Origin of the sequence: Thalassotalea euphylliae, from assembly GCF_003390395.1 — a bacterium.
Taxonomy (GTDB): Bacteria; Pseudomonadota; Gammaproteobacteria; order Enterobacterales; family Alteromonadaceae; genus Thalassotalea_F; species Thalassotalea_F euphylliae_C.
The window spans coordinates 3,615,160-3,641,280 of record NZ_QUOV01000001.1 but is presented as its reverse complement, the minus strand read 5'-3'; the positions used below and the strand labels follow the sequence as shown (position 1 = coordinate 3,641,280).

At 43.8% G+C, this 26,121-nt stretch carries 20 protein-coding genes; all 20 read left to right on the top strand.

Going from position 1 to position 26,121, the window contains the following annotated elements; translation table 11 throughout:
• Positions 1-33 precede the first annotated feature (33 nt).
• The 20 genes from DXX92_RS15950 (at position 34) to tldD (ending at position 25,931) form a co-directional block, all read left to right on the top strand.
• Positions 34-972, top strand: coding sequence for an ExeA family protein (locus DXX92_RS15950; protein WP_116001452.1), 939 nt, complete (start codon positions 34-36; stop codon positions 970-972).
• Positions 969-2,300 carry a tetratricopeptide repeat protein gene (locus DXX92_RS15945; protein ID WP_116001450.1) on the top strand — a complete coding sequence of 444 codons (1,332 nt, stop codon included), beginning with the start codon at positions 969-971 and terminating at the stop codon, positions 2,298-2,300. Before DXX92_RS15950 ends, DXX92_RS15945 begins: the two co-directional genes overlap by 4 nt.
• A 3-nt stretch (positions 2,301-2,303) precedes the next feature.
• Positions 2,304-4,016: a GspE/PulE family protein gene (locus DXX92_RS15940; RefSeq protein WP_116001448.1), complete on the top strand. Its 1,713-nt coding sequence runs from the start codon at positions 2,304-2,306 to the stop codon at positions 4,014-4,016.
• An 8-nt stretch (positions 4,017-4,024) separates the two neighbouring features.
• Positions 4,025-5,260 (top strand): type II secretion system F family protein, encoded by a 1,236-nt coding sequence (locus tag DXX92_RS15935; protein WP_116001446.1) that lies wholly within the window; start codon positions 4,025-4,027, stop codon positions 5,258-5,260.
• Complete coding sequence (locus DXX92_RS15930) at positions 5,260-5,751, top strand: hypothetical protein (protein ID WP_116001444.1); 492 nt, start codon at positions 5,260-5,262, stop codon at positions 5,749-5,751. Before DXX92_RS15935 ends, DXX92_RS15930 begins: the two co-directional genes overlap by 1 nt.
• Before the next feature lie 122 nt (positions 5,752-5,873).
• A complete protein-coding gene (locus DXX92_RS19350; RefSeq protein WP_116001442.1) occupies positions 5,874-6,509 on the top strand; it encodes a type II secretion system protein in 636 nt (211 codons plus the stop codon).
• Positions 6,510-6,559: 50 nt separating this feature from the next.
• Positions 6,560-7,069 carry a type II secretion system protein gene (locus DXX92_RS19345; RefSeq protein WP_116001440.1) on the top strand — a complete coding sequence of 170 codons (510 nt, stop codon included), beginning with the start codon at positions 6,560-6,562 and terminating at the stop codon, positions 7,067-7,069.
• Positions 7,070-7,261: 192 nt separating this feature from the next.
• Positions 7,262-7,822, top strand: a complete 561-nt coding sequence (locus DXX92_RS15915) for a type IV pilin protein (protein ID WP_116001438.1) — start codon at positions 7,262-7,264, stop codon at positions 7,820-7,822.
• Positions 7,812-8,480, top strand: a complete 669-nt coding sequence (locus DXX92_RS15910) for a type II secretion system protein (RefSeq protein WP_116001437.1) — start codon at positions 7,812-7,814, stop codon at positions 8,478-8,480. Before DXX92_RS15915 ends, DXX92_RS15910 begins: the two co-directional genes overlap by 11 nt.
• Positions 8,480-9,286 carry a type II secretion system protein gene (locus tag DXX92_RS15905; RefSeq protein WP_116001436.1) on the top strand — a complete coding sequence of 269 codons (807 nt, stop codon included), beginning with the start codon at positions 8,480-8,482 and terminating at the stop codon, positions 9,284-9,286. The genes DXX92_RS15910 and DXX92_RS15905 overlap by 1 nt, the downstream gene beginning before the upstream one ends.
• A complete protein-coding gene (locus tag DXX92_RS15900) occupies positions 9,276-9,776 on the top strand; it encodes a pilus assembly PilX N-terminal domain-containing protein (protein WP_116001435.1) in 501 nt (166 codons plus the stop codon). The genes DXX92_RS15905 and DXX92_RS15900 overlap by 11 nt, the downstream gene beginning before the upstream one ends.
• On the top strand, positions 9,776-14,137 hold the full coding sequence (locus tag DXX92_RS15895) for a LamG domain-containing protein (RefSeq protein ID WP_116001434.1): 4,362 nt from the start codon (positions 9,776-9,778) through the stop codon (positions 14,135-14,137). The genes DXX92_RS15900 and DXX92_RS15895 overlap by 1 nt, the downstream gene beginning before the upstream one ends.
• 483 nt (positions 14,138-14,620) lie before the next feature.
• Entirely contained in the window at positions 14,621-15,664 is a 1,044-nt protein-coding gene (locus DXX92_RS15890; protein ID WP_116001432.1) for a rod shape-determining protein, read from the top strand.
• A 102-nt stretch (positions 15,665-15,766) separates the two neighbouring features.
• Positions 15,767-16,702: a rod shape-determining protein MreC gene (gene mreC / locus DXX92_RS15885; RefSeq protein WP_116001430.1), complete on the top strand. Its 936-nt coding sequence runs from the start codon at positions 15,767-15,769 to the stop codon at positions 16,700-16,702.
• The gene (mreD, locus tag DXX92_RS15880) at positions 16,689-17,168 is read left to right on the top strand and encodes a rod shape-determining protein MreD (RefSeq protein WP_116001428.1); all 480 of its coding nucleotides are present in this window, start codon (positions 16,689-16,691) and stop codon (positions 17,166-17,168) included. Before mreC ends, mreD begins: the two co-directional genes overlap by 14 nt.
• Before the next feature lie 9 nt (positions 17,169-17,177).
• Complete coding sequence (locus DXX92_RS15875) at positions 17,178-17,783, top strand: Maf family protein (RefSeq protein ID WP_116001426.1); 606 nt, start codon at positions 17,178-17,180, stop codon at positions 17,781-17,783.
• A gap of 157 nt (positions 17,784-17,940) precedes the next feature.
• Positions 17,941-19,407 carry a ribonuclease G gene (gene rng, locus DXX92_RS15870; RefSeq protein WP_116001424.1) on the top strand — a complete coding sequence of 489 codons (1,467 nt, stop codon included), beginning with the start codon at positions 17,941-17,943 and terminating at the stop codon, positions 19,405-19,407.
• 153 nt (positions 19,408-19,560) lie between these two features.
• The gene (locus DXX92_RS15865) at positions 19,561-23,616 is read left to right on the top strand and encodes a YhdP family protein (RefSeq protein ID WP_116001422.1); all 4,056 of its coding nucleotides are present in this window, start codon (positions 19,561-19,563) and stop codon (positions 23,614-23,616) included.
• Positions 23,609-24,499, top strand: a complete 891-nt coding sequence (locus DXX92_RS15860) for a carbon-nitrogen hydrolase family protein (RefSeq protein ID WP_116001420.1) — start codon at positions 23,609-23,611, stop codon at positions 24,497-24,499. Before DXX92_RS15865 ends, DXX92_RS15860 begins: the two co-directional genes overlap by 8 nt.
• On the top strand, positions 24,492-25,931 hold the full coding sequence (tldD, locus tag DXX92_RS15855; protein ID WP_116002474.1) for a metalloprotease TldD: 1,440 nt from the start codon (positions 24,492-24,494) through the stop codon (positions 25,929-25,931). The genes DXX92_RS15860 and tldD overlap by 8 nt, the downstream gene beginning before the upstream one ends.
• Positions 25,932-26,121: the final 190 nt, after the last annotated feature.

Below are 26,121 nucleotides of genomic sequence, written 5' to 3'. Positions count from 1 at the left end.
CCAACATTAACCTAAATAGTAAATTGGCGAGCAATGTACCTTTATCATTATGGGTTAAGAGAGTTACCTTTTACGCTAACCCCTAATACCAACTTTTATCTTGGGCTAGCGCCGCATAACGAGGCGCTTGCGGTATTGCTTACTGCGCTAAAAACTGGCGAAGGCTTCCTGAAGGTCATTGGTGAGGTAGGCACTGGAAAAACCTTACTGTGTCGTAAATTGCTCAACGATATTCCTGATCATTTTGTTACTGCCTATATTCCAAACCCCTATTTGAGCCCAGATGAATTGCGCCGAGCGGTAGCGGTTGAATTGGGTGTTAAACAAGCACAACGTATGTCAGTACAGCTGCTAACACAGCGTATTCAAACTCGGCTGCTGGAATTGCATAGCAAAGGCCACTCTGTGGTGCTAATTGTTGATGAAGCCCAAGCGTTGCCAGAAGAAAGTCTGGAAGCGTTGCGTTTGTTTACTAATCTAGAAACAGAAAGCCGAAAGTTACTGCAAGTCGTAATGTTTGCGCAACCAGAGCTGGATGCACGTTTAGCCGAGCAACATTTTAGGCAGTTGCGACAGCGCATCACTTTTTCTTACCAGCTAAGGCCGATGACGGCTGAAGAGGTTGAGCATTATATTAGCCATCGCCTGAACATTGCTGGCTACAAAGGTGCAGCATTATTTTCAAGCAAGCTTTGCCAAAAATTAACTAAGACGAGCAAGGGTATTCCTCGTTTGGTCAATGTTCTTTGCCACAAAATGTTGATGCTAGGCTATGGTGAAGGGCAATATGAGTTGACCCAAAAGCACTTAGCGTTAGCGGCTAAAGATACTGAAGATACTGCCCCTGTCGGCAGTATAAGGGGCTTTTGGTCGAAACTAACGGTTGGTAATCTCGCGATTGCTCTCCTGATCATTCTGCTTGTGTTGTTTGGTGCCACTTGGCCATTTTTACCTGTTGGAGAATTCATGTGAGCGTCATTAACCAAATGCTCCAAGACCTAGAGAAGCGAAATACACCTGCAGGAGTTGAAACCGTAACTTCATCTGTCGTTGTGAGTGCGCCGCAAAAATCCCTTGTGCTTCCTATTGTGTTATCTGTGTTTATCACTGCAATTATTACCGCGGCATTGTGGCTTTACTATGAGAATCAGTCGTTAAAGCAGCAAACACAGCCTCAAGCTAGAGCACATGTCGCTCAGCAAGGTGTTATAACCCAAGTAGATACTAAGCCACTGTTAGATGCTCGAGCGCAAGTTGATGGTAATGCTAAAAGCAGCACTAATAGCCAATCAGCGGCTTTACCTATGGCTGATGTTGAGCAAGTGCCCAATTTAAATGGCACTAAAAAAGACTCTAAAAAAGATAGCGAGCAAACAGACATTCAAGCTGATGTTAAAGCGAAGCAAACAATAGCTAGCGCGGAGTCTGTGACTCAGCCGCTGGAACCGCAAGAAAACCAATTAGCAGTTGTACAAAAGCATCGCTCGAATACACAAGCCATAGAAGAAGTAGCGAAAGGCGCTGAATTAAATCAGCCAAAAGTGCAATCTCCTTTGTTGTCGCAACCAACACAGGCATCTATTGAGCGGGAACCTGTTAAGCAAGAACCTCAACCAGCGCCACTAAACACTATGCCCTTAACCACTAAGCCTTCATTGACGATTGCTCGAAAACAGTTAACTTCTACCCAGCTTGCAGCTCAAAAAGTGAATCAAGCAGAGCGCGCTATGGCTGAAAAAGAAGGGCAAAAAGCTGAGCAATTGTTGCAAGACGCCTTACTGCTTGCTCCTGAAAACAAAAATGCGAGAAAGCAACTAGCAGCGATTTGGTTTGCAAGAGGGGCGAATCAAGCCGCGATGAACCTACTGAATCAAGGAATTAGCTTATCGCCCAACGAACCAGATTTTCGGTTAATGAAAGCTAAAATCCTGCTGAAAAACTACCAGCAAAACCAATCTCAAAGTGCTAGCCAGTTATCATCTCAAACATCACCACAATTGGCACAAGCATTTGAAACCTTAGTGATATTAGCTAACGTGCCGCAGGTTGAATATCAATCGATGTTAGCAACGGTAGCGCAGCAATATCAGCAATTACCAGCCGCCGTTAGTGCATATCAGCGGTTGGTGCTACTGCAACCAAACCAAGCTAAATGGTACTTGGGGCTAGCAATTGCATTTGACCAAAGCAGCCAATTTAATGATGCTTTGAATGCATACCAGCAGGCATTAGCGATTGGTGGATTGTCTTTGCAAACCCAGCAGTTTGCTCAGCAACGAATGACAGAATTAGGAGAGTAGACGATGGCTGCACCAAAGTTAAAAATGCGTCTGGGTGACTTATTGGTTCACGAAGGCATTATCAGTAATGATCAGCTAATGCAGGCGCTGAATAGCCAAAAAACCTCTGGTCGAAAACTTGGTGATGTGTTGATCGAGTTAGGTTATATCAGCGAACGTCAATTACTGGAATTTTTAGCGCAGCAACTGGATGTGCCATTTATGGACATTAGCCAACTGCGCGTACCGGGCGAGGTGGCTAAGCTATTGCCAGAAGTTCATGCTCGCCGTTTGCGTGCACTTGTGATGGAAGATCGCGGTGACAGCGTGCTGATTGGTATGAGCGACCCTGCCGACTTAAACGCGCTTGATCAGCTAGAGCAAATGCTTGCCCCAAAACGCATTCAACTTGCGGTGGTGATGGAGTCGCAGTTATTCGAATCGTTTGATAGCCTTTATCGTCGTACGGCTGAGATTGAATCGTTTGCCAGCCAACTAGAGCAAGAATACGAACAAACCTCTGATTTTGATATGTCATCTACCTTCGATGACGGTGGTGATGCAACAGTAGGTAAGTTATTGCAATCGGTATTTGAAGACGCTGTGCAAATGCGCGCTTCTGATATTCACATTGAGCCAGATGAGAAGCAACTTCGCATTCGCCAGCGTATTGACGGCGTGCTGCAAGAGAACATTCTTAATGAGAACAAAATTGCTGCCGCTTTGGTATTGCGGTTAAAGCTGATGGCTGGGCTAGATATTTCTGAAAAGCGTTTACCGCAAGATGGTCGTTTTAATTTGCAAGTGAAAGGTCACAACGTTGATGTGCGGATGTCGACCATGCCAGTGCAGTATGGTGAGTCTGTGGTGATGCGTTTACTTGATCAGTCAGCGGGTATTTTATCGCTTGATGAAACCGGTATGCCACCTGAATTGGTGCAGCGTTTACGCCATCAAATAAGTCGTCCACATGGTATGGTGTTAGTGACCGGACCAACCGGTAGCGGTAAAACAACTACGCTTTACGGCGCGCTAAGCGAATTAAACCAATCGTCAAAGAAAATTATTACCGCAGAAGACCCGGTTGAATATCGTTTACCGCGTATCAACCAAGTGCAGGTAAGTAGCAAAATTGATTTAACTTTCTCTAGTGTACTGCGCACTGCATTACGACAAGATCCCGATATTATTATGGTGGGTGAGATGCGTGATAGTGAAACTGTAGAAATTGGTCTTCGAGGCGCATTAACAGGTCACTTGGTTTTATCAACACTGCATACCAATGATGCGATTACCAGTGCACTGCGTTTGATTGATATGGGCGCTGCAGGTTTCTTAGTGGGTAGTTCATTGCGTGCTGTCATTGCCCAGCGCTTAGTGCGCAGAATTTGTGAAAACTGCACTGAAGACTATCGCCCAGATGCACAAGAAAAAATGTGGCTAAATAACTTAACTGGATTAGATTGTAACAGCATATCTTTTAAACATGGCAGAGGCTGCCAATCATGCCAGTATACGGGCTATCGTGGCCGTATCGGTGTATTTGAGTTACTAGAAATGAACGAGCCAATGATGGCTGCGTTAAAACGAGAAGACACCGAAGCATTTACCGAACAAGCGAAACGCCACCCAACATTTAAACCGCTTGCTAAAGCCGCTTTTGATTATGCCGTTGAAGGTATAACCAGTGTTGAAGAAGTGCTAAGGTTAGTCGAAACCGTAGACGTAGCGGGTTAATCTAAATCATGGCAATGTTTAACTATATCGGGCGTGATGCGCAAGGTAGTCAAGTAAAAGGCTCATTAGAAGCAACCACTGCTAATGCGGTGGCTGAGCTATTAGCGCGTCAGCAAATTACGCCTGTATCGATTGAACAAGGGAAAGAAAACCAGCAAGTATCGACGGGAAATATTGATATTGGCGAGCTATTGGGTTTTTCGCCAGTGGCACTGGATGATCTGATAGTACTGTGTCGCCAAATGTACGCATTAATGCGCTCTGGCGTTCCTATTTTGCGAGCCATTAATGGTTTAGCAGAATCTAGTGCATCACCAAAGCTGCGCAAAGTGCTCGCTGAAGTTGCTAGCCAGCTTGAAGGCGGTTATGCGTTGTCTTCCGCGCTTAATCAGCACCCAAGGGTTTTCTCCTCTTTGTTTATTTCGATTATTCATGTAGGCGAAAATACCGGTCAATTAGATGGTTCATTTTTAAAATTAGCGACCTACTTTGAGCGCGAACAAGAAACGCGAAAAAGAATAAAGTCAGCATTACGCTACCCTAGTTTTGTGGTTGCGGCGGTTGTTATCGCCATTGTCATCCTCAACATTTTTGTTATCCCGACCTTTGCAAACATGTTTTCCCGTTTAGGTGCAGACTTACCATTTGCCACTAAATTATTGATCAATAGTTCAAACTTCTTCCTTGATTATTGGCCTCATATGTTAGCTAGCTTGATTGCCGCCATTATCGGTATACGGGCATATGTGAAAACGGAGGCAGGACGCTATCAATGGGATAAACGCAAACTAAAAATTCCTGTTGTTGGTAGTATAATTGAGCGCTCAATTTTGTCGCGTTTTACCCATAGTTTCGCAATAGTACTTAAAGCGGGTGTGCCGATGACTTCTGGCCTAAGCCTAGTCGCTGATGCCGTTGATAACGATTATATGCGCGATAAAATTATCAAAATGCGCCAAGGTATTGAAAGTGGTGAAAGCCTGTTACGCACGTCACTCACTAGCACTTTATTCACACCACTAGTATTACAAATGGTGGCGGTTGGCGAAGAAACGGGCCGCGTTGATGAACTGCTTGAAGAAGTGGGTGATTATTATGAACGCGAAGTTGATTATGATTTAAGTACACTAACAGCGCGAATTGAACCTATTTTACTGGTGATTGTTGCGGCAATGGTACTGGTACTCGCACTTGGTATATTTACGCCAATGTGGGATATGGCTTCAGCATTTCAAGGTAAGTAATGCTTAAGCAAGTAGTGGCAGAGCACAAAGAGCGAACCGTGCTTGAGTTAATTATTATTGGCGTATTGATTACCTTGCTAATGGCGAATTTTCTATATGCTTTTTTTAAGCAAGAAAGCTCGATTGAGGAAGCAGGCTTTCGTGCCTTGGCGAATCGCTTTACCACCAAAGTCAATGCGATTCATGGCCAATGGTTGATGGATGGTCGCCCACAGGTTATCGAGTTACGTGATAATTTAGGACAAACCAATAAAGTAAAGGTTAATCAATTTGGTTGGCCAGATGGCGTAAACTGCGAAGCTATTTGGCAGTTGGTGCTGGATATGCCGCTGGAATTACTAAATCAGCCTATTTCAGTATTGGAGCTAAATACCCAGCCGATAGCGATAGAAAATAATGAGGACTTGAGCATAGATAAAGTCTGTCGATATTATTTTGCCCAAGGGCAGTATTTTGATTATCAGCGACATAGCGGTAAAGTACTGCTATAACCTAATACAAGCTGGTATCTATTTTTGTGCTGAAAATGACCTAAAGTTAGGCGAAAAGTCAGTGACTTATGTAACAATTCGTTGCTAGAATCTAGCAAGATACGGAATTAACGGGTGTTCCCATGAAAAAACAATCAGGTTTTACATTAATCGAGTTGGTTATTGTGGTCGTTATTTTGGGGTTTTTAGCGGTAACCGCTATTCCAAAGTTTTTAGATTTAACCGACCAAGCTAAACAAGCCAATATTGAAGGTATGGCAGGTGGCTTTGCTACTGCGGTATCACTGGTGAGAGCGCAGTGGGAAGCGGAAGGGCGCCCACAGAGCAGTATTAACAATGCAACGGTTAACTCAGTCAACTATGATGGCGTTAATCTTGTACTAACAACTCCTGCGAACAACCAAGCGAACGTTAGACCAGGTTATGTGACAGGCTTAACCGATGGCGCAACGCTAGGCGCAGCTTTTGACGTGAGCAATTGTGTACAAATTTGGCAGAATATTTTGCAGCAGCCTCCGGTCATAGAATCAACCATTGGCAATTTAAATAACAATAGTGGTGCAAGTTACTTAGCAACTATTATTGCCAATCAGCCGCCAGCCAGCTCTAATATTTGTGCTTTTTACTTAAAAGAGTCACTCAATCAAGATGCTAACGGTAACTTTATTGCGCCAACAGCAGGGGCAGCAACTGGCACGGGTAATTTATTTACCTACAATCCTGCGAATAGCTCCGTAGTTGTTTATATTAACAACTAATATAGTCTTAAGATAAAAACGTTAATTATTAATAAATAAAGAGTCGTATTATGAAAACATTACAGAAGCAAAAAGGTTTTACCTTAATTGAACTCGTCGTTGTAATTGTTATTTTAGGTATTTTAGCTGCTACTGCAGCGCCTAGATTTATTGATCTGCAAGATGATGCACAAAATTCTGTACTAAATGGTGTTGAGGCAGCTTTAGAAGGTGCAGCAACACTAGTATATAGCAAGTCATTAGTAGAGGGTAACCAAGATTCAAATGCAGCTGATGAAGATGTAACAACCAACTTTGGTGATGTTGATATTTTGTTTGGATATCCAGAAGCAACAGCTGCTAACTTGCAATTGATTTTAGATCTAGATATCAGTAATGCCGACGACGACACTGATTTTACTTTTCATGAAATCACAGGAACACCTAAATCAGTTGTAATATACCCGCAAGGTCGCGAGCCAAGCTCTGGTCAAGCGATTGGTAACAATTGTTCTATCGTTTATACTGAAGTTAACGCAGCAAACGGTCGCCCGACTATTGAACCTACACCTTGTACATAACAACTGGTAGTAATAAATAAAAAAGAGGGCTCTTTAGCCCTCTTTTTTTATCTGAGATTTAGTAGTCTTGGGACTAGTTTAGCAATTTGGACTATTGCATTGTTAACAGTATACTAATCAATAGTATAAATACGTTAATCGAACGTTATTTGTCGCTCAAGATTGTCGCATGAGTAAGGAAAGGTAGCTGGCGTGGACAATAATTCGTTGAAAATAACTAACTGCGCTAGGCGAGATACACTCTCTATCGATAAATCTGCATTACCTAAAAGTTTCAGCACACTTAACGCTCAAGTCGGTTTTACACTGCTAGAGTTGATTGTCACTATTATTATTATTGGCGTTTTAGCTGCAACTATCTTACCTCGCTTTACTGGCTCTGATGGCTTTGAAGAATATAGCTATCGCACCCAAGCTATCGCAATACTGCGTAATGCTCAGCAACGTGCGATGAATCAAGATGCTAGTGCGTGTAATCGCATTCTTATTGACAGCACGCGTTTAGGTATTCCTGATAATGCTAATTGTAATGGCTTTACGAGTGATTTTGGCGATCGCGACAATGACTTTACCCGCCTAACTGAACTTACTGCTAGTGACAATGTGACCTTCTCTACATCAGCATCTAATGGATTAATTAGTTTTGATAAATGGGGTGTACCCAGTTGCGGTAATAATTGCAGCATTGAGATAAAAGGCACTGAAACGCTGACTATTTTAATCGAATCTCAGGGGTATATTCATGCCCAGTAGACGAATCCACTTATCTAGTACTTGCTTGTCTAGTGAGCAAGCTGGACTGCAGGACAATCATAAATTTAACCAATTAGGTAAACTTCAACTTAAAAAAACCAAGGGTTTTACCTTGATTGAGTTGATTATTGGCATTGTTGTGTTATCGATTTCTTTTTCTGTGATTACCAGCCTTGTTATTCCAACGACAGTACAAAGTGCTAATCAGTTACACCAAATACGCGCCGCTGAGCTTGGGCAAACTGTGATGAATGAAATACTGGCGCGCTCGTTTGATGAAAACTCTGATCATGTTGGGGGCATTGTGCGATGCAGTAGCAGCACATGCTCAAGCGCAGGCGCATTAGGGCCTGATGGTGTAATACCTAACCAAGAAACGCGTGAAAACTACAATGATGTTGATGATTTTCAATGCTACGACACGTCTAATCCTGAGCAGTCTTTTGACCTAACATGTGCAAATTTGGTTAACTGGGGTAAAGCGCCTTATACCTCGGATATCTATCGTAATTTTCGAGTGGCAATCAATGTTTTTTATGATGGCAACTACGACGGTATAAATGATAATGGCTATGCTGTCGCAAAGCGTATTGGTGTCGAAGTTAGAGCACCAGACGGAGAAATTATTGCGTTCTCAACCTACAAGGTAAACTTCTAATGCTAAGTCGTGGCCGTGGTTTTACCTTGATTGAAATGGTCATGGTAATCGTATTATTAGGTATTACTTCTGTTGGTATTGGCAGTTTTATTCGCCTTGGTAGCCAAGCCTATGCTGAAGTTTCTGCGCGTGATGAATTGATAGCTAGCGCACGCTTTGCAGTTGAGCGTTTAAATCGAGAATTGCGACAGGCATTGCCAAACAGTATTCGAGCTAACTTTTCCAGCGTGAATGTGCAGTGTGTTGAGTTTATGCCGATTGTGGCAAGTACTATTTACCAAGACATTCCGGTAGCGCCAGAGCCCGCTAGTGATACCCTAAGCATTATCAATTTTAGCGGGGCTAACAATGTAAATAACAATCATAGTGTTGCTGTCTATCCGATAAATGAAACCGACTTGTATGCCAGTAATACTCGTTATATTTATCCTGTCGATAGTGTGAATATTGCAGCAAATGCTGATACAGGTACAGTTGAGCTTGATGTCCCGACAAATGTTCACTTTGCTGAAGATTCACCAACACAGCGCTTATATTTTATTAGTCAATCCATAAGGTATTGTGTTGAAAACACAGAGCTTTATCGCTATGAACAGGTCAACAATGTGCTAAATCGCGTATTAATGGCGCAAAACTTACAAATACCGAATAACAACCCTAGTGATGCCATTCCAGATTACGCACCATTTGAATTAGCAACGCCATCTCAATTTCGAAATGCAATTACACGTGCGGACCTCAGATTTAACCGTGGTGGCGAACAAGTGATCTTTAACAATGAAGTGCAGGTGTTGAATGTACCTTAACTATCGCTTAATCCGTCAAAGAAATTCAAAATATTCCCTTAATAAAACTAAAGCTAAACAGCATGGTAGTTCACTTATTTTAGCGATTTTTGTGTTAGTGGTGATGTTGTTACTGGGTACAGCAATGACGCGTATGATAGCAACATCTTCTCAATCAGTTGCGTATGAAGTGTTAGGAACTCGCGCATACCAAGCTGCCAATGTGGGCGCACAACAGCGTTTATCAATGATCTTCCCTGTATCTGCCAGCACCCAACGTTGTGGTGTGCCAGATCCTGTAACCAACAGAAGCAGCGACAATACTATTCCAAGCGTGCTTAATAGCTTGAGTAGTGTAGGTGGTTTAAATGGCTGCCGTGTTAGTGCACTTAGCTGTAATGATTTTGTTGTTGATGGGGTCACTTATTATCGAATCACGGCAAGTGGGCAATGTACTGCTGGTGAAGTTCAAACCCTAAGAACCATTGAAGTAGAAGCGAGAAGTTTGTAATGCGTTATTGTTTCTGGTTATTCACCTTGCTACTAAGCTTAGTGCCTATTTCCGCCAAAGCTGCCATTACTTGCGATGCAGCAGATAGCTTTGAACAAGTCACATTTGATAATTTTAGTAGTGATCAAGGGCTATGGAGTCGAGTCGACTTTAATCGCACGGTAAGTAACTGGCCGAATGATTCAATTCTCAACACCGGCAATGGGCGAGAGTCGCTAACGTTTAATATTCGCAGCAACCGTTTAAATATTCAGGGCAACGACAACGAATTTGGTATGGTTGCTTATGACTTTGGTTCATTAGGTACCGATTTTGCACGCCAATTTAGTATCACTACCAATATCACGTCTAATGCCTCCCGCCCAACAAACAACGACTTAGGTATTGTTTTTGGTTATCAAGACGAACGTAACTATTACTTAGCGCGTTGGACAAAAATTGGCACTAGCTACCGAAATAACACGTCATTTCCAGGTACGTACCGACAACTTGATTTAGTGAAAGTAGCCGGCGGCGTTCCAATCCTGCTCGATAGTGCGCCGAGCACAGGAACAAGTGCAGGCAACAATTTCACCATGAAAGTGGTGGTGACCAGTGATGGCACAGGCGTATGTTTAGGCAATGCAGGGGGCAACAATATGTCGCTCGTATTGTCTTCAAATGAGATTCCATCGCTACAAACAACGGGTCTATACTCCTACGACAACGATAATGACGTTCGTTATGACAATTTTGAAGTGCGCTGTGATGACTGTGTGCGACTGTTAGCAAACTATCGTATGGATGAGCAAAGTTGGAATGGCTTTGCGGGAGAAGTAGCCGATCAAACGGGTAACTTTAGTGCAACCGCTATTAATGGCGCGGTTACCAGTGAACTTCTACCAGCGTTAACTGGGGATCCTGGAACATGTCGCTATGGCAGTTTTGACGGGGTAAATGATTACGTAGAGTTGCCCAGTAATTTTGACAATTTGCAAGGCAGTTTTACGATTACCGCATGGATAAACCCTAGTAACTTAGACCGCGGCTCTCGTATCTTTATTGATGATGAAAACAACTCAGATAGAGGCTACGGTTTTAGCCTTGGCGACCCTGGCAATGGCCGGTTAAGATTCTACTCTCGTGGCGTAAATCCCATTAGCGTTGATACCGCGAGCTCAATTCCTGCTAATACTTGGACATTCGTTGCAGCGGTGCACGATAGTGCGAATAAAACTCGTCAGATTTATGTGAATGGGGTCGCTCAACAAATAACAGGTGGCAGCACCATTAATACCTACACCGGTAATTGGGGGACAGCATCCGGCCCAGCTTCAATTGGTGGTGAAACAGATGGCGGCGAAACGGCCAATCGCTTTACCGGTGATATGGATGAAGTCAGAGTGTATCGCGGCGCGTTATCAGGTGCGCAAATCAACAATATTTTTCAAGAAAGGCACCCATGTCCAACTAGTAGCTTACTCGCTCATTACACCTTTGAACAAAGTGACATATCGGGCCAAATTGATGATATGAGTGGCGGCGATAATCACGCAACCAACATTGGTGGCCTATTAGATACCGACAGTAAATTTTGTCGCGGCTTTGATTCAGCGGGCGAAAACGCAAGTACGGCGATTAGCAATGCCTTTCGTTCATCGCTAGATATCGACGAAGACGTTGGCGCGCGCGGTACCATCAGTTTTTGGTTCAATAGTGATATCAACTGGAATGCAGGTAGAGAGCGCGTACTATTTGATGCCTCATGTAATGGCAACCCTAATTGCGGCTCAGCGCGAGACAAGTATTTTGTTTTAGAAATTGCCGCTAATGGTCGCCTAAAATTCAGTTTTGAAGACTCCAGAGATAGAGACTTTTCATTTCAGGAATCAAGCTCAAGCTCTCGGACAGCAGATACTTGGTATTATGTGACAGCGACCTGGAACTACCCTGATGACAGATTTGAGCTCTACGTTGATGGTAACTTGCGTGCGGGTTTAAACTTTAATACCAATGGTCAAATGAGTGACCTTAATCAAATTGTCTTCGGTGACAATGCGTCGAATTATGCGCGTGGCGATGCAAGTAATTTCCCATCAACGCGATCTTCGCAAGGCCGTTTTGACGAAGTCAAAATATACAACAAAGTGCTTACTCAAGCAGAAATTCAAGCGGATATGTTGGTGGGTACCGATTGCGTGGATGACAAGCGTGTTTTCCAAATTCGTCATGACGGATTGGGGCTAACCTGTGAACCAGAGGCGATTCAAATTGTTGCCTGCACGAATGGCGATTGCACCAACATTGATAGCGCTATCACCACAGATGTCACTTTAGCAATTAACGGTGGCCTAACCCGTACGATATCACTTACTAATGGTCAAAGCCCTGCCTTAAATAATGCTAATCGCGCCGAGATAAATTACAACCAAGCAGGCAATGCAACGCTTAGTTTAAATTTAGGTGCAGACAATACCTTTGAGTGCGGTGACTTAGGTGGTAATACCCAAAGCTGTGATATCGCTTTTGCAACGGCTGGGTTTGTTTTTGATGGGATTAAAAATGGCACCGCAGGGTTACCGATTCAAAATGTTACGTTAGAAGCAAAGCAAGACAATGGTAGTGGCCAGTGTCAAACCTTATTCGCTAATCAAAATAGAACAGTAGACTTAGCGTTGAGTTATCTTACCCCGAACAATCAGGGTAGCAACCCGTACACTATTGGCGGCAAGGTTATACCTGATATCAGCAGTGGCTATGAAGATGTAAACCTTAGCTTTGACGCAAATGGCAAAGCAACCTTACCTAGTAATATTCATAACGATGCTGGCCAAGTGCAACTAGCAGCAAGGTATATACAGCCAGCCAATTTGCCAACGCAACCGGGCTTTACCTTATTGGGCAACTCTGGAGCTTTTTGGGTTAAACCGCATTACATTAATATCTTGGTAGAAAAAAATGATGGTAGTGCCTTAGATGGTACTACTGCCGATTCACTAATCAGGCATGTTGCGAGCACGCCATTTAAAGTTACGTTTGAGGCTGTCAATTACGGCGGTTCGACGACCATTAATTATCAACCGAGTAATTTACAAATAAACTTACAGAGAACAGGCCCAACTGATGCTGCCGCAGTAGAAGGTATTTTGAACCTTCCTGCTTTGGCTGACATAACTTCTGGGACGCCAGCTAATGTCACTAATTCTGTTGCTCAACCGCTGTTTTCCGCAGGAAAATACGAAACATCATTAGCAAAATACAGCGAAGTTGGTTTAGTAACACTTGATGTTTCTGATACCAACTTTGGCGATCAAACCCCCGCACTTATTGTTGATGGTGGGTTGTGGAATGCGAACAGCCTCAGCGAAACAACTGCCATAGATATTGGTCGTTTTATTCCTGCCTATTTTATTCAAACCGTGAAAGTAGATGCTAATGCTATACCTGCAATTGACAATCATGGAACCTTGACGTCAGTAGAGCCACAAGTGAACTGGGTGTATTCAGGTCAAGAAGATGCCAGTGGAGACGGCAGTATTAGATACCAGCAGCAGCCTACAATTACTATTACCGCTTACAACAGTGATGACGAAGTGACGCAAAATTATATCGGCGACTTTATGCGCTTATCGCAGTCAAAAATTACCATTGAGTTACCAACTGAAGATAGTAAAAATGGTAAACTAAGTAATACTAAATTGGCGATATCAAAGGCAGAGATTATTACGAATAATCAGCTATTTGCTCGAATTGAAAAGGGTGAAGTCGATTATGAACTCAGTACAATGGATAACTTTGCGTATGCTCACGAAGAGAATGCTGAAATCCCGCCATTTGAGCCAGAATTTACTATGACTGTAACCCGAATTGAAGATGATGATGGAGTTACGGCGAATAGTAGGCAAAGCATCACACCAAAACCGTTTGTGAATAGCTCAAACGAAACATTCAGCGTTAGGTTTGGCCGTTTGGTTATTGATAATAGCTTTGGGCCTGAAACAAGCAATCTAAGACAGAATATTTACGTTGAATTTCTTAACGATAGTAATGTCTACCAATTGAATACTGATGATAGTTTCACAGTGCTAGAACTTACTGACTTGTCGCTTTCTAATATTGATATGCCAAGCTTGCCCAGCCCTGCGACTAGTGTTGAGTCATTATCAACGCTCACATTGAGTGGCGGTGAATTTACAGATTTTTCACTTCTTGCCCCTGGCGCAAATAATCAGGGGCAAACTAATGTGATTTATGAAAGCCCTACATGGTTGAAATATGATTGGGACGAAACGCTCATACACGATGACAACGCCTCAGCGATTGCTACCTTTGGCCGCTACCGTGGTAATGATCGCATAATCTACTGGCGAGAAGTTAATTAACCTCAGCTCTGGATAACTAATGTGCTTCTAGCGGTTATTTTTACTGCTACCAGCGTTAAATTTACTTGCAATAGACTAGCTATTGACGCGCAAATTTGCCTTGATATCAGCAAAAATATCTCGCTAGAAGACAACGATTAACATAAGTATTTGAAATGATTTGTTATTCACTATTTCTTATCCAAGCCTGAGGTTAATTAGCAAGTACTAACTATGCGTTGATAAGAATAATTAGCTGCCTCTTTTCGTTTTTGGCAGCTGATTGAACCGGTAGATTTTTGTCAATCGTATTTTCTGCGCTGTTTTTTTAACCACTTGATCTCCAATATGAAAAAAAACTTGCCATTCAGCGTGATTTTTTGCGAATCAGTGCACACATCAGATAAATACTGGGTTATGATAGCTCGATCAAAAAATCAGAAATGATAAGCACATTCACGTTGCTGCGGCCAATCAGTAACAGTTATAGGGTATTGCGTTCATATGTTTAAGAAATTGCGCGGAATGTTTTCTAACGATTTATCAATCGATTTAGGAACAGCGAACACATTAATTTATGTAAAAGATCAAGGGATTGTACTTAATGAACCGTCAGTAGTGGCGATTCGACAAGACCGTGCAGGTGGCTCAAAAAGTGTTGCTGCCGTAGGTTTAGCAGCCAAGCAAATGCTAGGCCGTACACCTGGTAATATTGAAGCAATTCGCCCAATGAAAGATGGCGTTATCGCCAACTTCTTCGTCACTGAAAAAATGCTACAGCACTTTATTAAACAAGTGCACAGCAATAACTTTTTACGCCCAAGCCCGCGTGTTTTGATTTGTGTACCATGTGGTTCTACCCAAGTAGAACGCCGTGCTATTCGCGAATCTGCACTGGGTGCTGGTTCACGTGAAGTTTACTTAATTGATGAGCCGATGGCAGCAGCAATTGGCGCTGGCTTACCAGTATCAGAAGCAACCGGCTCTATGGTTGTTGATATCGGTGGTGGTACCACTGAAGTTGGTATTATCTCGTTAAACGGTGTGGTTTACTCATCTTCTGTTCGCATTGGTGGTGACAAGTTTGATGAAGCGATTATCAACTATGTACGTCGCAACTTCGGCAGCTTAATTGGTGAAGCAACAGCAGAGCGTATCAAGCACGAAATTGGTTCAGCATACCCAGGTGAAGAACTGATTGAAATTGAAGTACGTGGTCGTAATTTGGCAGAAGGTGTACCACGCAGCTTTACACTTAATAGCAATGAAATTCTTGAAGCACTGCAAGAGCCATTAACGGGCATTGTCAGTGCAATTATGGTCGCGCTAGAGCAATCTCCACCAGAGTTGGCGTCAGATATTTCTGAACGCGGTATGGTGCTTACCGGCGGTGGCGCATTATTGAAAGACTTAGATCGTTTGTTAATGGAAGAAACGGGCATTCCGGTAGTAGTTGCTGAAGATCCATTAACTTGTGTTGCACGCGGTGGCGGTAAAGCGATTGAAATGATCGATATGCACGGCGGCGACCTTTTTTCGTATGAATAGCTTTCGTATGAGTCACGCTTATACCAATAGTTTTCTTAGCAAAAACTAACAGAGTGCCAGCGCCGCTGGCATTTTTTTCTTTAACCTGCACTTGGGTTAGTCATGAATCCAATCTTTAAACATGGCCCTTCTCTTCAGCACCGTCTTGCACTGGTCATGATCGTGTCTGCCTTGTTAATTTTCTTTGACCACAAAATGCAAAGCTTTGATAGCGCACGTGGCTATTTACAGTCGGTGGTGAGCCCATTGCAGTATATGGCGAATACGCCAAAAGAGTTAATGACATGGACAGCCGAAAACTTAGTAACCCGTCAGCAACTGATTGAAGAAAATGAAGCGCTAAAAGTTAACGAGTTAAACTTTCAGCAACAACTGATGGAGTTGGCCATCGTTAAGCAAGAAAACGAACGGTTACGCTCACTGCTTGCGTCGCCTTTGCGCACTGAAACTAAAAAAATGGTTGCCGAAATACTGTCAGTCGATAGCGACCCTTACTCGCATCAAATTGTGATTAACCGTGGTGCTAACGATGGTGTTTATGAAGGCCAACCTGTGCTCGACGAACAAGGTATTGTTGGTCAGATACTGCACGTGGGTACGACCACCAGCCGAGTGATTTTAATTACCGACTTAACGCATGCTGTACCTGTGCGCGTTAGCCGTAACGGTACGCGTATTATCGCTAACGGCTCAGGGCAAATAGATCGTTTGTCGCATGCTCATGTGCCCCATAGTGCCGACGTTCAAACTGGTGATTTGTTAGTAACGTCTGGCTTGGGGGGAAAATACCCTGAAGGTTACCCAGTATCGAATGTGATCATGGTGCGCAAAGACGAGTCTCGCCCATTCGCTCAAGTTTACAGTAAGCCTGTCGCACAAATTGATAAATTGCGATATTTACTGCTGTTGTGGCCTGAGCAACCAGCCAGTATTTTTGCGCCTAAGCAGTTAAACAAGCAGTCAAGCAATCAGCCGAGCACGCAATCAACAGGCTCAACGAATAATCGTGCACAGGAGGCAGCCAATGCTAGCCAATAACGGCATTATTATTGTACTGAGTTTGCTACTAGCATTAATTGCTAGCATAGTGCCGATGCCTCATAGTGTCGATGCGTTTCGCCCTGACTGGGTGCTGGTTGTTCTGATTTACTGGAGTTTAGCGCTGCCAAATCGCGTGAGCGTTTTTACCGCTTGGGTGATGGGCTTTTTATTAGATGTATTGCTTGGTTCTACACTTGGCGTGCATGCAGGCGCAATGGCCTTATCTGTATACATTGCTGCGGTTAACTTTCAAAAGATACGTAACTTTTCATTATGGCAGCAAGCACTAATTGTTGGTGTGTTAGCTGCGCTTTATCACTTGCTCGTGTTCTGGATGCAGCGAGTGTTAACCGATGTGGTGTTCTTACCAAGCTATTTATATCCGGTGATGAGCTCGGTTATTCTATGGCCTTGGGCTTTCTTACTACTGCGTAAAGTACGTCGCCATTTTAAAATTTCTTAGTGAGTGATTATGACCCAACCGGAACTTATTCTTGCCTCACAATCACCACGCCGTAAGGCGCTGTTAAGTCAGTTGGGTTACCAATTTACCTGCCTACCTGCTGATATCGACGAGTCTGTATTAGCCGATGAAAGTGCTAGTGATTATGTACACCGTTTAGCTATTGCGAAAGCGCAAACCGCACTTGCTGCCGCCCAAGAAAAACAACTTAGCCAACGCGAGTTAGTTGTCTTGGGCAGTGATACTACTGTGGTATTCGACAATCATATTTTAGGAAAGCCACAGAGCTTTGAGGATTTTGTCAGCATGATGACCATGCTCTCTGGAGAGCGACATCAAGTGCTAACGTCAATTGCTGCGGTGAGTGAAACCGAGGTTCAAGCACAAGTTATTGTTACCGATGTGTGGTTTAAACAGCTATCCTCAAAAGAGATCGGCGATTATTGGCAAACGGGTGAACCACAAGATAAAGCGGGTGGCTATGGCATCCAAGGTATTGGCGGGCAGTTTGTCAGTAAGCTTGATGGCAGCTTTTTTGCTGTGGTTGGTTTACCGCTTTATGAAACGTCATTATTGCTCAATAAGTTTGGCATTAAAGGGTATGTGTCGCCATAGTGAATTAGTGTGTCACCATGGTGAGTGGGTGAGGCGGCTTTAAGCAGGCAAGTGGATTAGAAGTATTAACCAATAGATTATTGTTAGTAACCGTTGGATGTTGTCTTTTTACAACCAGGGTTAGCTAAAGGATTGGTATAGAAGAGAGGAGTGGTACATGAGTGGTGAATTACTGGTTAATATTACCCCAAGCGAAACACGCGTTGCATTAATTGAAAACGGTGTGCTTCAAGAGCTACACGTTGAGCGTGAGGCCAAGCGTGGCTTAGTGGGGAATATTTATCTAGGTAAAATTATTCGTGTTTTACCCGGCATGCAAGCGGCATTTGTTGATATTAATTTAGACAAAGCAGCCTTCTTACATGCTTCTGATATCCACTCTAAGCTCATGCTTAATGACGATGGCAAAGAGCCTGAACAAGTGCCTGATATCCGCACACTTGTTCACGAAGGCCAGTACCTGATGGTACAGGTTGTCAAAGACCCACTGGGCACCAAGGGTGCTCGCCTAACAACAGATATTACCATTGCTTCTCGTTACTTAGTGTTAATGCCCAATGCCAGTCATGCTGGAATATCACAACGCATTGAAGACGTTAGCGAACGTAATCGCCTAAAAGATATTGTGGTACCTTATTGCGATGATAAGCACGGTTTTATCGTTCGCACCGCCGCAGAAGGTGCTGGTGAATTAGAGCTTAAACATGACGCAGAATTTTTACGTCGCGTTTGGGCGAAAGTCAGTGAACGAAAACAACGTAAGCAAATAAATGCGCCTATTTATCAAGACTTGTCGTTGGCATTTCGAGTGTTGCGCGACTTTTTTGGCACTGAGCTTGAACGCATTCGCATTGACTCAAAGCTCACTTATGATCAGTTAATGGAGTTCACCCAAGAATTTGTGCCTAACTTAGCGCACGTACTTGAGTACTATCCAGGTGAGCGACCGATATTCGACTTATTTGACGTTGAAGCGGAAATTCAAAGGGCACTAGAGCGCAAAATCATGCTCAAATCTGGTGGCTATTTGATTATTGATCAAACCGAGGCAATGACCACGATAGATATCAACACTGGGGCTTATGTTGGGCATCGCAATCTTGAAGAAACAATATTCAGTACCAATGTGGAAGCCACGCAAGCGATTGCTCGCCAGCTAAGGCTGCGCAATTTAGGCGGCATTATCATTATCGACTTTATCGATATGGTCAGTGAAGATCATCGACGCCGTGTTTTACATAGTCTTGAAATGGCGATGGCAAAAGACAAAGTGAAATTTAGCATTCACGGCTTTTCGTCACTCGGTTTAGTAGAAATGACGCGCAAGCGCACACGAGAAAGTTTAGAGCATATTTTGTGTGGTGAATGTCCCTCGTGCCAAGGAAAAGGAACGTTAAAGACGGTTGAGACGGTCTGTTTTGAAATACTACGTGAAATTGTTCGTGTTAATCGTGCTTATGATGCAGATCAGTTTATTGTTTATGCATCCACTGCGGTAAGTGAGTCTTTACTTAATGACGAATACCACAACCTAGCAGAGCTTGAAGTCTTTATAGGCAAGCTGATAAAGGTTCAAACAGAACCTATGTACAATCAAGAACAGTTTGACGTAGTCATGGTCTAAAGCCTAAAACTGGCGTACGGCTAAAACTCGCTTACAAAGTAACGCTTGGCAAATGCCAAATGGTATGAAAGCCTCAATGACAAGAACAGGCATAACTTGCAGGTTTAAAAACTGGCAAAAACAATTGGCGTTAAAAACTAGGTAGTAACAAATTTGAATATAACGGCATTTTCTAACAGATGGTTAAATCGACTCTACAAGTGTATCGCCATACTCTTGGTTGTCGTTGCCGTATTGATCAGTGCCATGCGCTTGTTGCTGCCTTATATGCAAAATTATCGGGCAGAACTTCAAAACCATATTAATACGACCTACAACACCAATATTCACATTGGTGCGCTGACCATGGATTGGCAAAAAGTTGGGCCTGTTCTGGTGGCTAATAACGTTCGCTTGGTTGATACCGAATCAGCCGTCGTCTTTATCGAACATTTAGACATTAAAGTTAACTTTTGGCGCAGTATTCAGCACCGTACCTTAGTGACAAGGGGACTGACATTAGACGGTGCTAAAGTCGTGATAGATACGACTAAACTTGCCAACAACGGCGTCAGCACCGAAGATAGCTCAATTTATGACCGTTTATCTGACATTTTCCTGCTGCACGTCAGCAACTTTTCATTAACCAATAGCCAAGTGGTGGTACGCACGGCTGGTGGTGACAAAAAACTCGCCCTCAAGCACCTTAACTGGCTTAACCAAGGCAATCGTCACCGCGCTAGTGGTGAGGTGTTAGCTCAAGGCTTAGCAACCAATACCGCCAAAGTGTTGGTTGATTTTACCGGTAGTGAAGTGGCCGATATGTCAGGCCAAATCTACGTGAGAGGGCAGCGTGTTAACGTCACACCATGGCTAGATCGTGCGTTAACCCTAGAAAATGATAAAACCTACTCTGAGCTTAATTGGCAATCTTGGCTGACCATAGACAATGGCCTAGCCAGTAACTTACTCGTTTCAATCGAAGACTCTAAACTACGCTGGATAGTCGACGAGCAAGAGCATGAAGTACAACTTAAAGAAGCGTTGCTCAATGCTGACATTTTAGGTGATCGCATTGTCTTAAATTCTGCGCCAATTAATGTGGAAGTGAGCGGCCAAGCGTGGCAACCAATCTACCTAAATGCTGATGTGATTGGTGACGAAGTTGACTCTTATCTCTCTGGTCTAGATATCGCTGGCGTAAGCGAACTGCTGCCGTTATTTGTTGATTCACCAACACTTTCAAAAACGCTCGCTCAGCTTAGCCCAAGTGGGCAACTAAACGATATTCACATTCGTCGCTTGTCAGGTGAATTTGCTGCAACGGCTGAGCTAATTGATTATCAACAGAATTATGCAAACTCAATTCCGGGCGTTGGCCGACTTAATGCCAGTGTTATCGCACAGGGTAACCAAGTCGTAGTTCAGCTAAAGGCAAGCGATAGCCAATTGGACTTTGCCGAGCACTTTAAACAGCCAATTGCTTTTACTGAGCTGGCGGCCAATTTATCTGCTCAATTTGATGATACTGGCCTGAACTTAAATGTCGACAACTTTGATTTTGTTGCACCTAACATTGCATTAGCAGGTGAAGTGAATATTGCGGTGCCTAAAGGCGGAAGTGCGAGTATGGCGCTACTGGCCAATATTGAGCGTGCGAATGTGCAACAAGTTAATTTGTATTACCCACACCGTTTAATGGGTGACGATCTCGTTAACTATTTAGATCGCAGTTTAATTGATGGACAAATTAGCTCGGGTCAGGTGTTGTTTAATGGAGCCTTTCGCGATTTTCCGTTTAACGAGCAGCAAGGTATTTTCGTCGTTGATGCTGAGCTAAGCGATGCCACGTTTGCCTTCGACACCAAGTGGCCGGCCATTGAACGGATGGATGCCAATTTGAACTTTACCAATAACGGTATGTTGATAACGGCGCGCGAAGGTAGCCTGACGGGTTTAAATGTCGCAGGTGTTACTGCTGAAATTGCTGATCTCAGCAAAGAGCAATTATTACTGGTATCAGCAGACATTAACCAAGAATCACCTGCCAATGTCACGCAATTAATGCAGCAAAGCCCACTGAAAAAGAGTGTGGGTGAAGTGCTGACGACACTGCAGATTAGCAAGTCAATATCCGGTAAATTCGATCTATCGCTGCCACTTAAGAATATTAAAGGAGTGATGGCGAAAGGCTACGTTGACTTTGTTGATAACCAGCTAGAGTTAACTAAACCGGCAATGTCATTCGCTAACGTTAATGGTCGGCTGACCTACCAAAATGACGTGATTAATACTCAGGACTTATCGCTGAAGTGGCGTAATATGCCGCTGAGCATTGAAGTGACTGGCCGCGATCAGCAAGACTATTATCAAACCTTGTTGGCAATTAAAGGCGACTGGGCTGCCAAGGAGTGGCTGACACAAGTGCCAGAGCCGCTAAAACCCTATGCAGATGGGCAATTGAATTGGCTAGGCCAAGTGGCGTTGAATTCGCATCGCGGTGGTGGCTTTAGCTACGAAGCCGATATTACCAGTGACTTATTGGCGACAGAGCTTAATTTGCCAGCGCCATATGGTAAAGCTAAGCAATCGTCATTGCCGTTAACGGCGAAAGTCACAGGGCAGTTGGATAAATCGACGGTTTCTGTCAGTGCTGGCGAAGAGCTCAGTTTCTATGGCGTGCTTGATCATAGTGAAACACAGTTTCAGCGTTCTCACTTAGTATTGGGTAATGACACCATGTTGTTGCCGATGAATGGTTTTCACATCACAACTAAGCTTGCTTATGCTGACATACAGGCATGGCAGCCTTTTATTGACGACATTCTAAAAAGTTTACCGAAAAGTAGTAAGGATAATAAAGCCGCCAGCTTATTCCCTGCGCCAGAGCGAATTCGCGGTAATATTGACCAACTTGATGTCTTAGGGCAATCGCTCACCAATGTATCTTTTAACCTGCTTGATGAAAAAAATTGGTGGTTACTCAGGCTCAATGCCAAAGAGGCGCGTAGCGAGATAAAATTCTTCCCGAATTGGCACCAACAAGGGCTTGAAGTTGATGCTGATTTTATTCATTTAGCGGCTGATATGGGTGACGAAGGCAGCGCAGATGAAGACCCTGAAACAAGCGTAGAACAAGGCATAGAAAAAGACAAAGCCTCAGATAAGAACCAAACTACACAGCCGCCAGTTGAGTTAACCTATCAAGAGCGTTTGGCGTTATTTAACAGTATTCCGAAGTTAGATGTGGTGTGTGATAGCTGTAAACTGGGCAAATTAGATTTTGGTCAAGTGAGTTTTCAGCTTAAACACAATGGTGACAAGTTAAACTTGGAAAACTTTAAAGCCAGTCGCGATAAATCTAAGCTTGAGCTTGCCGGTTTTTGGCAGTTAAGCCCTGAGCAGTCAATGACTGAGCTAACCGGCAAAATTACTATTAATGAGCTTGAGCGTGAGTTTGATAAATTTGATTACGCCAGTGTGATTAAAGATAGCGGCATGACAGCCGACTATGATGTTTATTGGCAAGGCGGCCCAACTGAATTTAGTTTAGCCAAACTCAATGGCCAAGCATCGATTGATATTGACGATGGTTACTTAAGTGAAGTGAGCGACAAAGGCGCGCGTATTTTCTCTGTGCTGAGCTTACAATCACTGGTGCGTAAACTCACCTTAGATTTTCGCGATATCTTCTCTGATGGCATGTTCTACACCTATATTCGCGCCGATGCACAAGTTAAAGATGGGGTCTTGTATACCGACAATATGCGCATGAAAGGCGCAGCGGGTGACCTATCGGTGAAAGGCAATACTGAACTGGCGGCAGGTATTCTCGACTATCGCATGAGCTACAAGCCGAATTTAACTTCAAGCTTGCCCGTATTGGCGTGGATCGCCACTCTAAACCCAGCAGTTTTCCTCGCTGGAGTCGCTATTGATGAGGTGTTTACTTCACAGGTGGTGTCAGAGTTTAATTTTGAGCTGACGGGCAGTGTTAACGAGCCTAGCTTTAAAGAAGTTAATCGCAAAAGCCGTGACGTGAGTGTTGGTCGCTCTACGCCGCCAACGTTTGTCGAAAATAAGCCGAAAATGCCAGCTAAGCCAGTAGAGCCGGAAGATATTATGCCAGAAGGCCAGCTTGATGAATTTATCCCACCGACACCACTAGATTTAAACCTTAACCTGGTTCCTAACTTAGGCCCTAACCTAAATATGTACAATAATGGCTAAGCAAACAGTTCGCCTCTCGGCAGTGCAAATGTGCGCCATGCCGGATATTGATGCCAATCTAGCGCAAATTGCTGAGCAACTAACAGTGCTGACAAGCAAGGACGATAGTCATGCGGCTGCTAGTGTGACGAGTAACGCAGAAGCTGATCACATCGTGCTGCTGCCAGAATGTTGCCTTTACTTTGGTGGCAAAGAGCAAGATCAATTGCAGCTTGCCCATAATGCTGAGCAGCAGGCAAAAATATTTCAAGGGCTTGCTGCATTAGCTGAGCGTTATCAAGTGTATTTACTTGCTGGCAGTTTGCCAACGCCAGCCAAGACACCAGACAAGTTTTACAATACGTCGTGTTTATTCTCACCACAGGGAGAATTGCTCGGTCACTACCAAAAGTTGCATTTGTTCGATGTCAGCGTTGCTGACAATGAAAAAAATTACCAAGAGTCACGCTACACAGCAGCAGGAGAGCAAACGAGCTGTATAGCGCTACCTTTTGCCCAATTAGGTTTATCAATCTGCTATGATGTTCGCTTTCCTGAGTTATATCGTCAATTAGCGGGCCAAGGCGCCGATATCATTACTGTTCCAGCTGCGTTTACTCGAGTGACCGGTAAAGCGCATTGGCAAACGTTACTACAAGCAAGGGCGATTGAAAACCAAGTTTATATTATTGCTGCCGGCCAAGAAGGCGTGCATGCTAATGGCAGAGAAACCTGGGGCCATTCGATGATCATCAGCCCTTGGGGTGAAATATTAGCCGAACAGGAAGCGGGTATTGGCGTGATTAGCGCCGACTTTGATCCTGATTTGTTGGCGCAAGTAAGAAACAGTATTCCGGTTCGCCAACACAACCGATTTAAAACAGAGTTAATCCATGATGAATAAAGTTGAGCAAGTGTTACTTGCAGATAGTCAGTTAGATCGCAGTGCGTTAACCGACACCCTAAGTCAAATCCACCAACATCAAGTGGACTTTGCGGATTTATATTTTCAATCATCACGTCATGAATCGTGGATGCTTGAAGACGGCATTGTTAAAGAAGGCTCATACAATATTGAGCGCGGCGTCGGTATACGTGCGATTTCTGGCGAAAAAACGGGTTTTGCATACTCGGATGATATTTCACTACAAGCATTAGACAAAGCAGCCAACGCTGCGCGTGGCATTGCGGCAAGTGGTCAGCATGGCAAGGTACAAGTTTTTAGCGATGTGAGCAGTGAAACGATTTATCATGCGATTGACCCACTAGCGAGCTTAAGCCAAGAAAAGAAAATCGCGCTGATGCATGAAGTTGAAGCACATGCACGCAGTGTCGATAGTCGAGTTAGCCAAGTGATTGTCAGTTTATCTGGCGTTTATGAACATGTGCTAGTCGCGGCTACTGATGGCACCTTTGCAACCGATATTCGCCCCCTTGTTCGTTTAAATTGTTCGGTACTTGTTGAGTCTAACGGTAAGCGTGAGCGCGGTAGTTCAGGCGGTGGTGCCCGCACCGATTATAGCTATTTCTTTGAAGCCCAAGGCGACAAGCCAAGATATAAGTTTTACGCAGAAGAAGCGGTGCGCCAAGCGGTTGTTAATTTAGACGCCATTGATGCCCCTGCTGGTAGCTTCCCTGTCGTTTTAGGTGCTGGTTGGCCGGGCGTGCTATTGCACGAGGCGGTTGGTCATGGTCTTGAAGGTGACTTTAACCGCAAAGGTTCGTCGGCATTCTCTGGCAAAGTAGGCCAGCAAGTGGCATCTAGTCTTTGTACCATCGTTGATGATGGCACTTTGGCGGATCGTCGAGGTTCATTAAATATTGATGATGAAGGGACGCCAGGCCAATACAACGTACTGATTGAAGACGGTATTTTGAAAGGCTATATGCAAGACAAGCACAATGCTGGCTTAATGGGGGTTGCACCAACCGGTAATGGTCGTCGTGAGTCTTACGCGCACCTGCCTATGCCACGTATGACTAATACCTACATGCTTGCTGGTGAGTCTTCACCAGAAGATATTATTAAGTCAGTGAAAAAGGGGATTTATGCGCCTAATTTTGCGGGTGGTCAGGTAGACATTACCTCAGGTAAGTTCGTATTTACTAGCGCTGAAGCTTATCTCATTGAAGACGGTGAAATTACCTCGCCAGTCAAAGGGGCAACCTTAATTGGCAGTGGCCCTGAATCAATGCAAAAAGTGAGCATGGTGGGTAATGACTTAGCCTTAGATGCTGGCGTTGGCGTATGTGGTAAAGATGGTCAAAGCGTCCCCGTTGGTGTTGGCCAACCAACATTAAAAGTCGATGAAATGACAGTTGGTGGTACCCAATAATCGTCTTTATATCGGTAAAGTATTGAGGCAGCCTAGGCTGCCTTTTTTATTTTCGAGACTTTCTTGTAAATCAATTCAATAGTTTATAATGATATAAAGGTGTAACGACTTGTTACGCTTTGTCATTTTATCGCATAAATTATCGCGTTAAACTTATCGGGCTCCCGTCGCGAGCAGAGATTGGTTACCC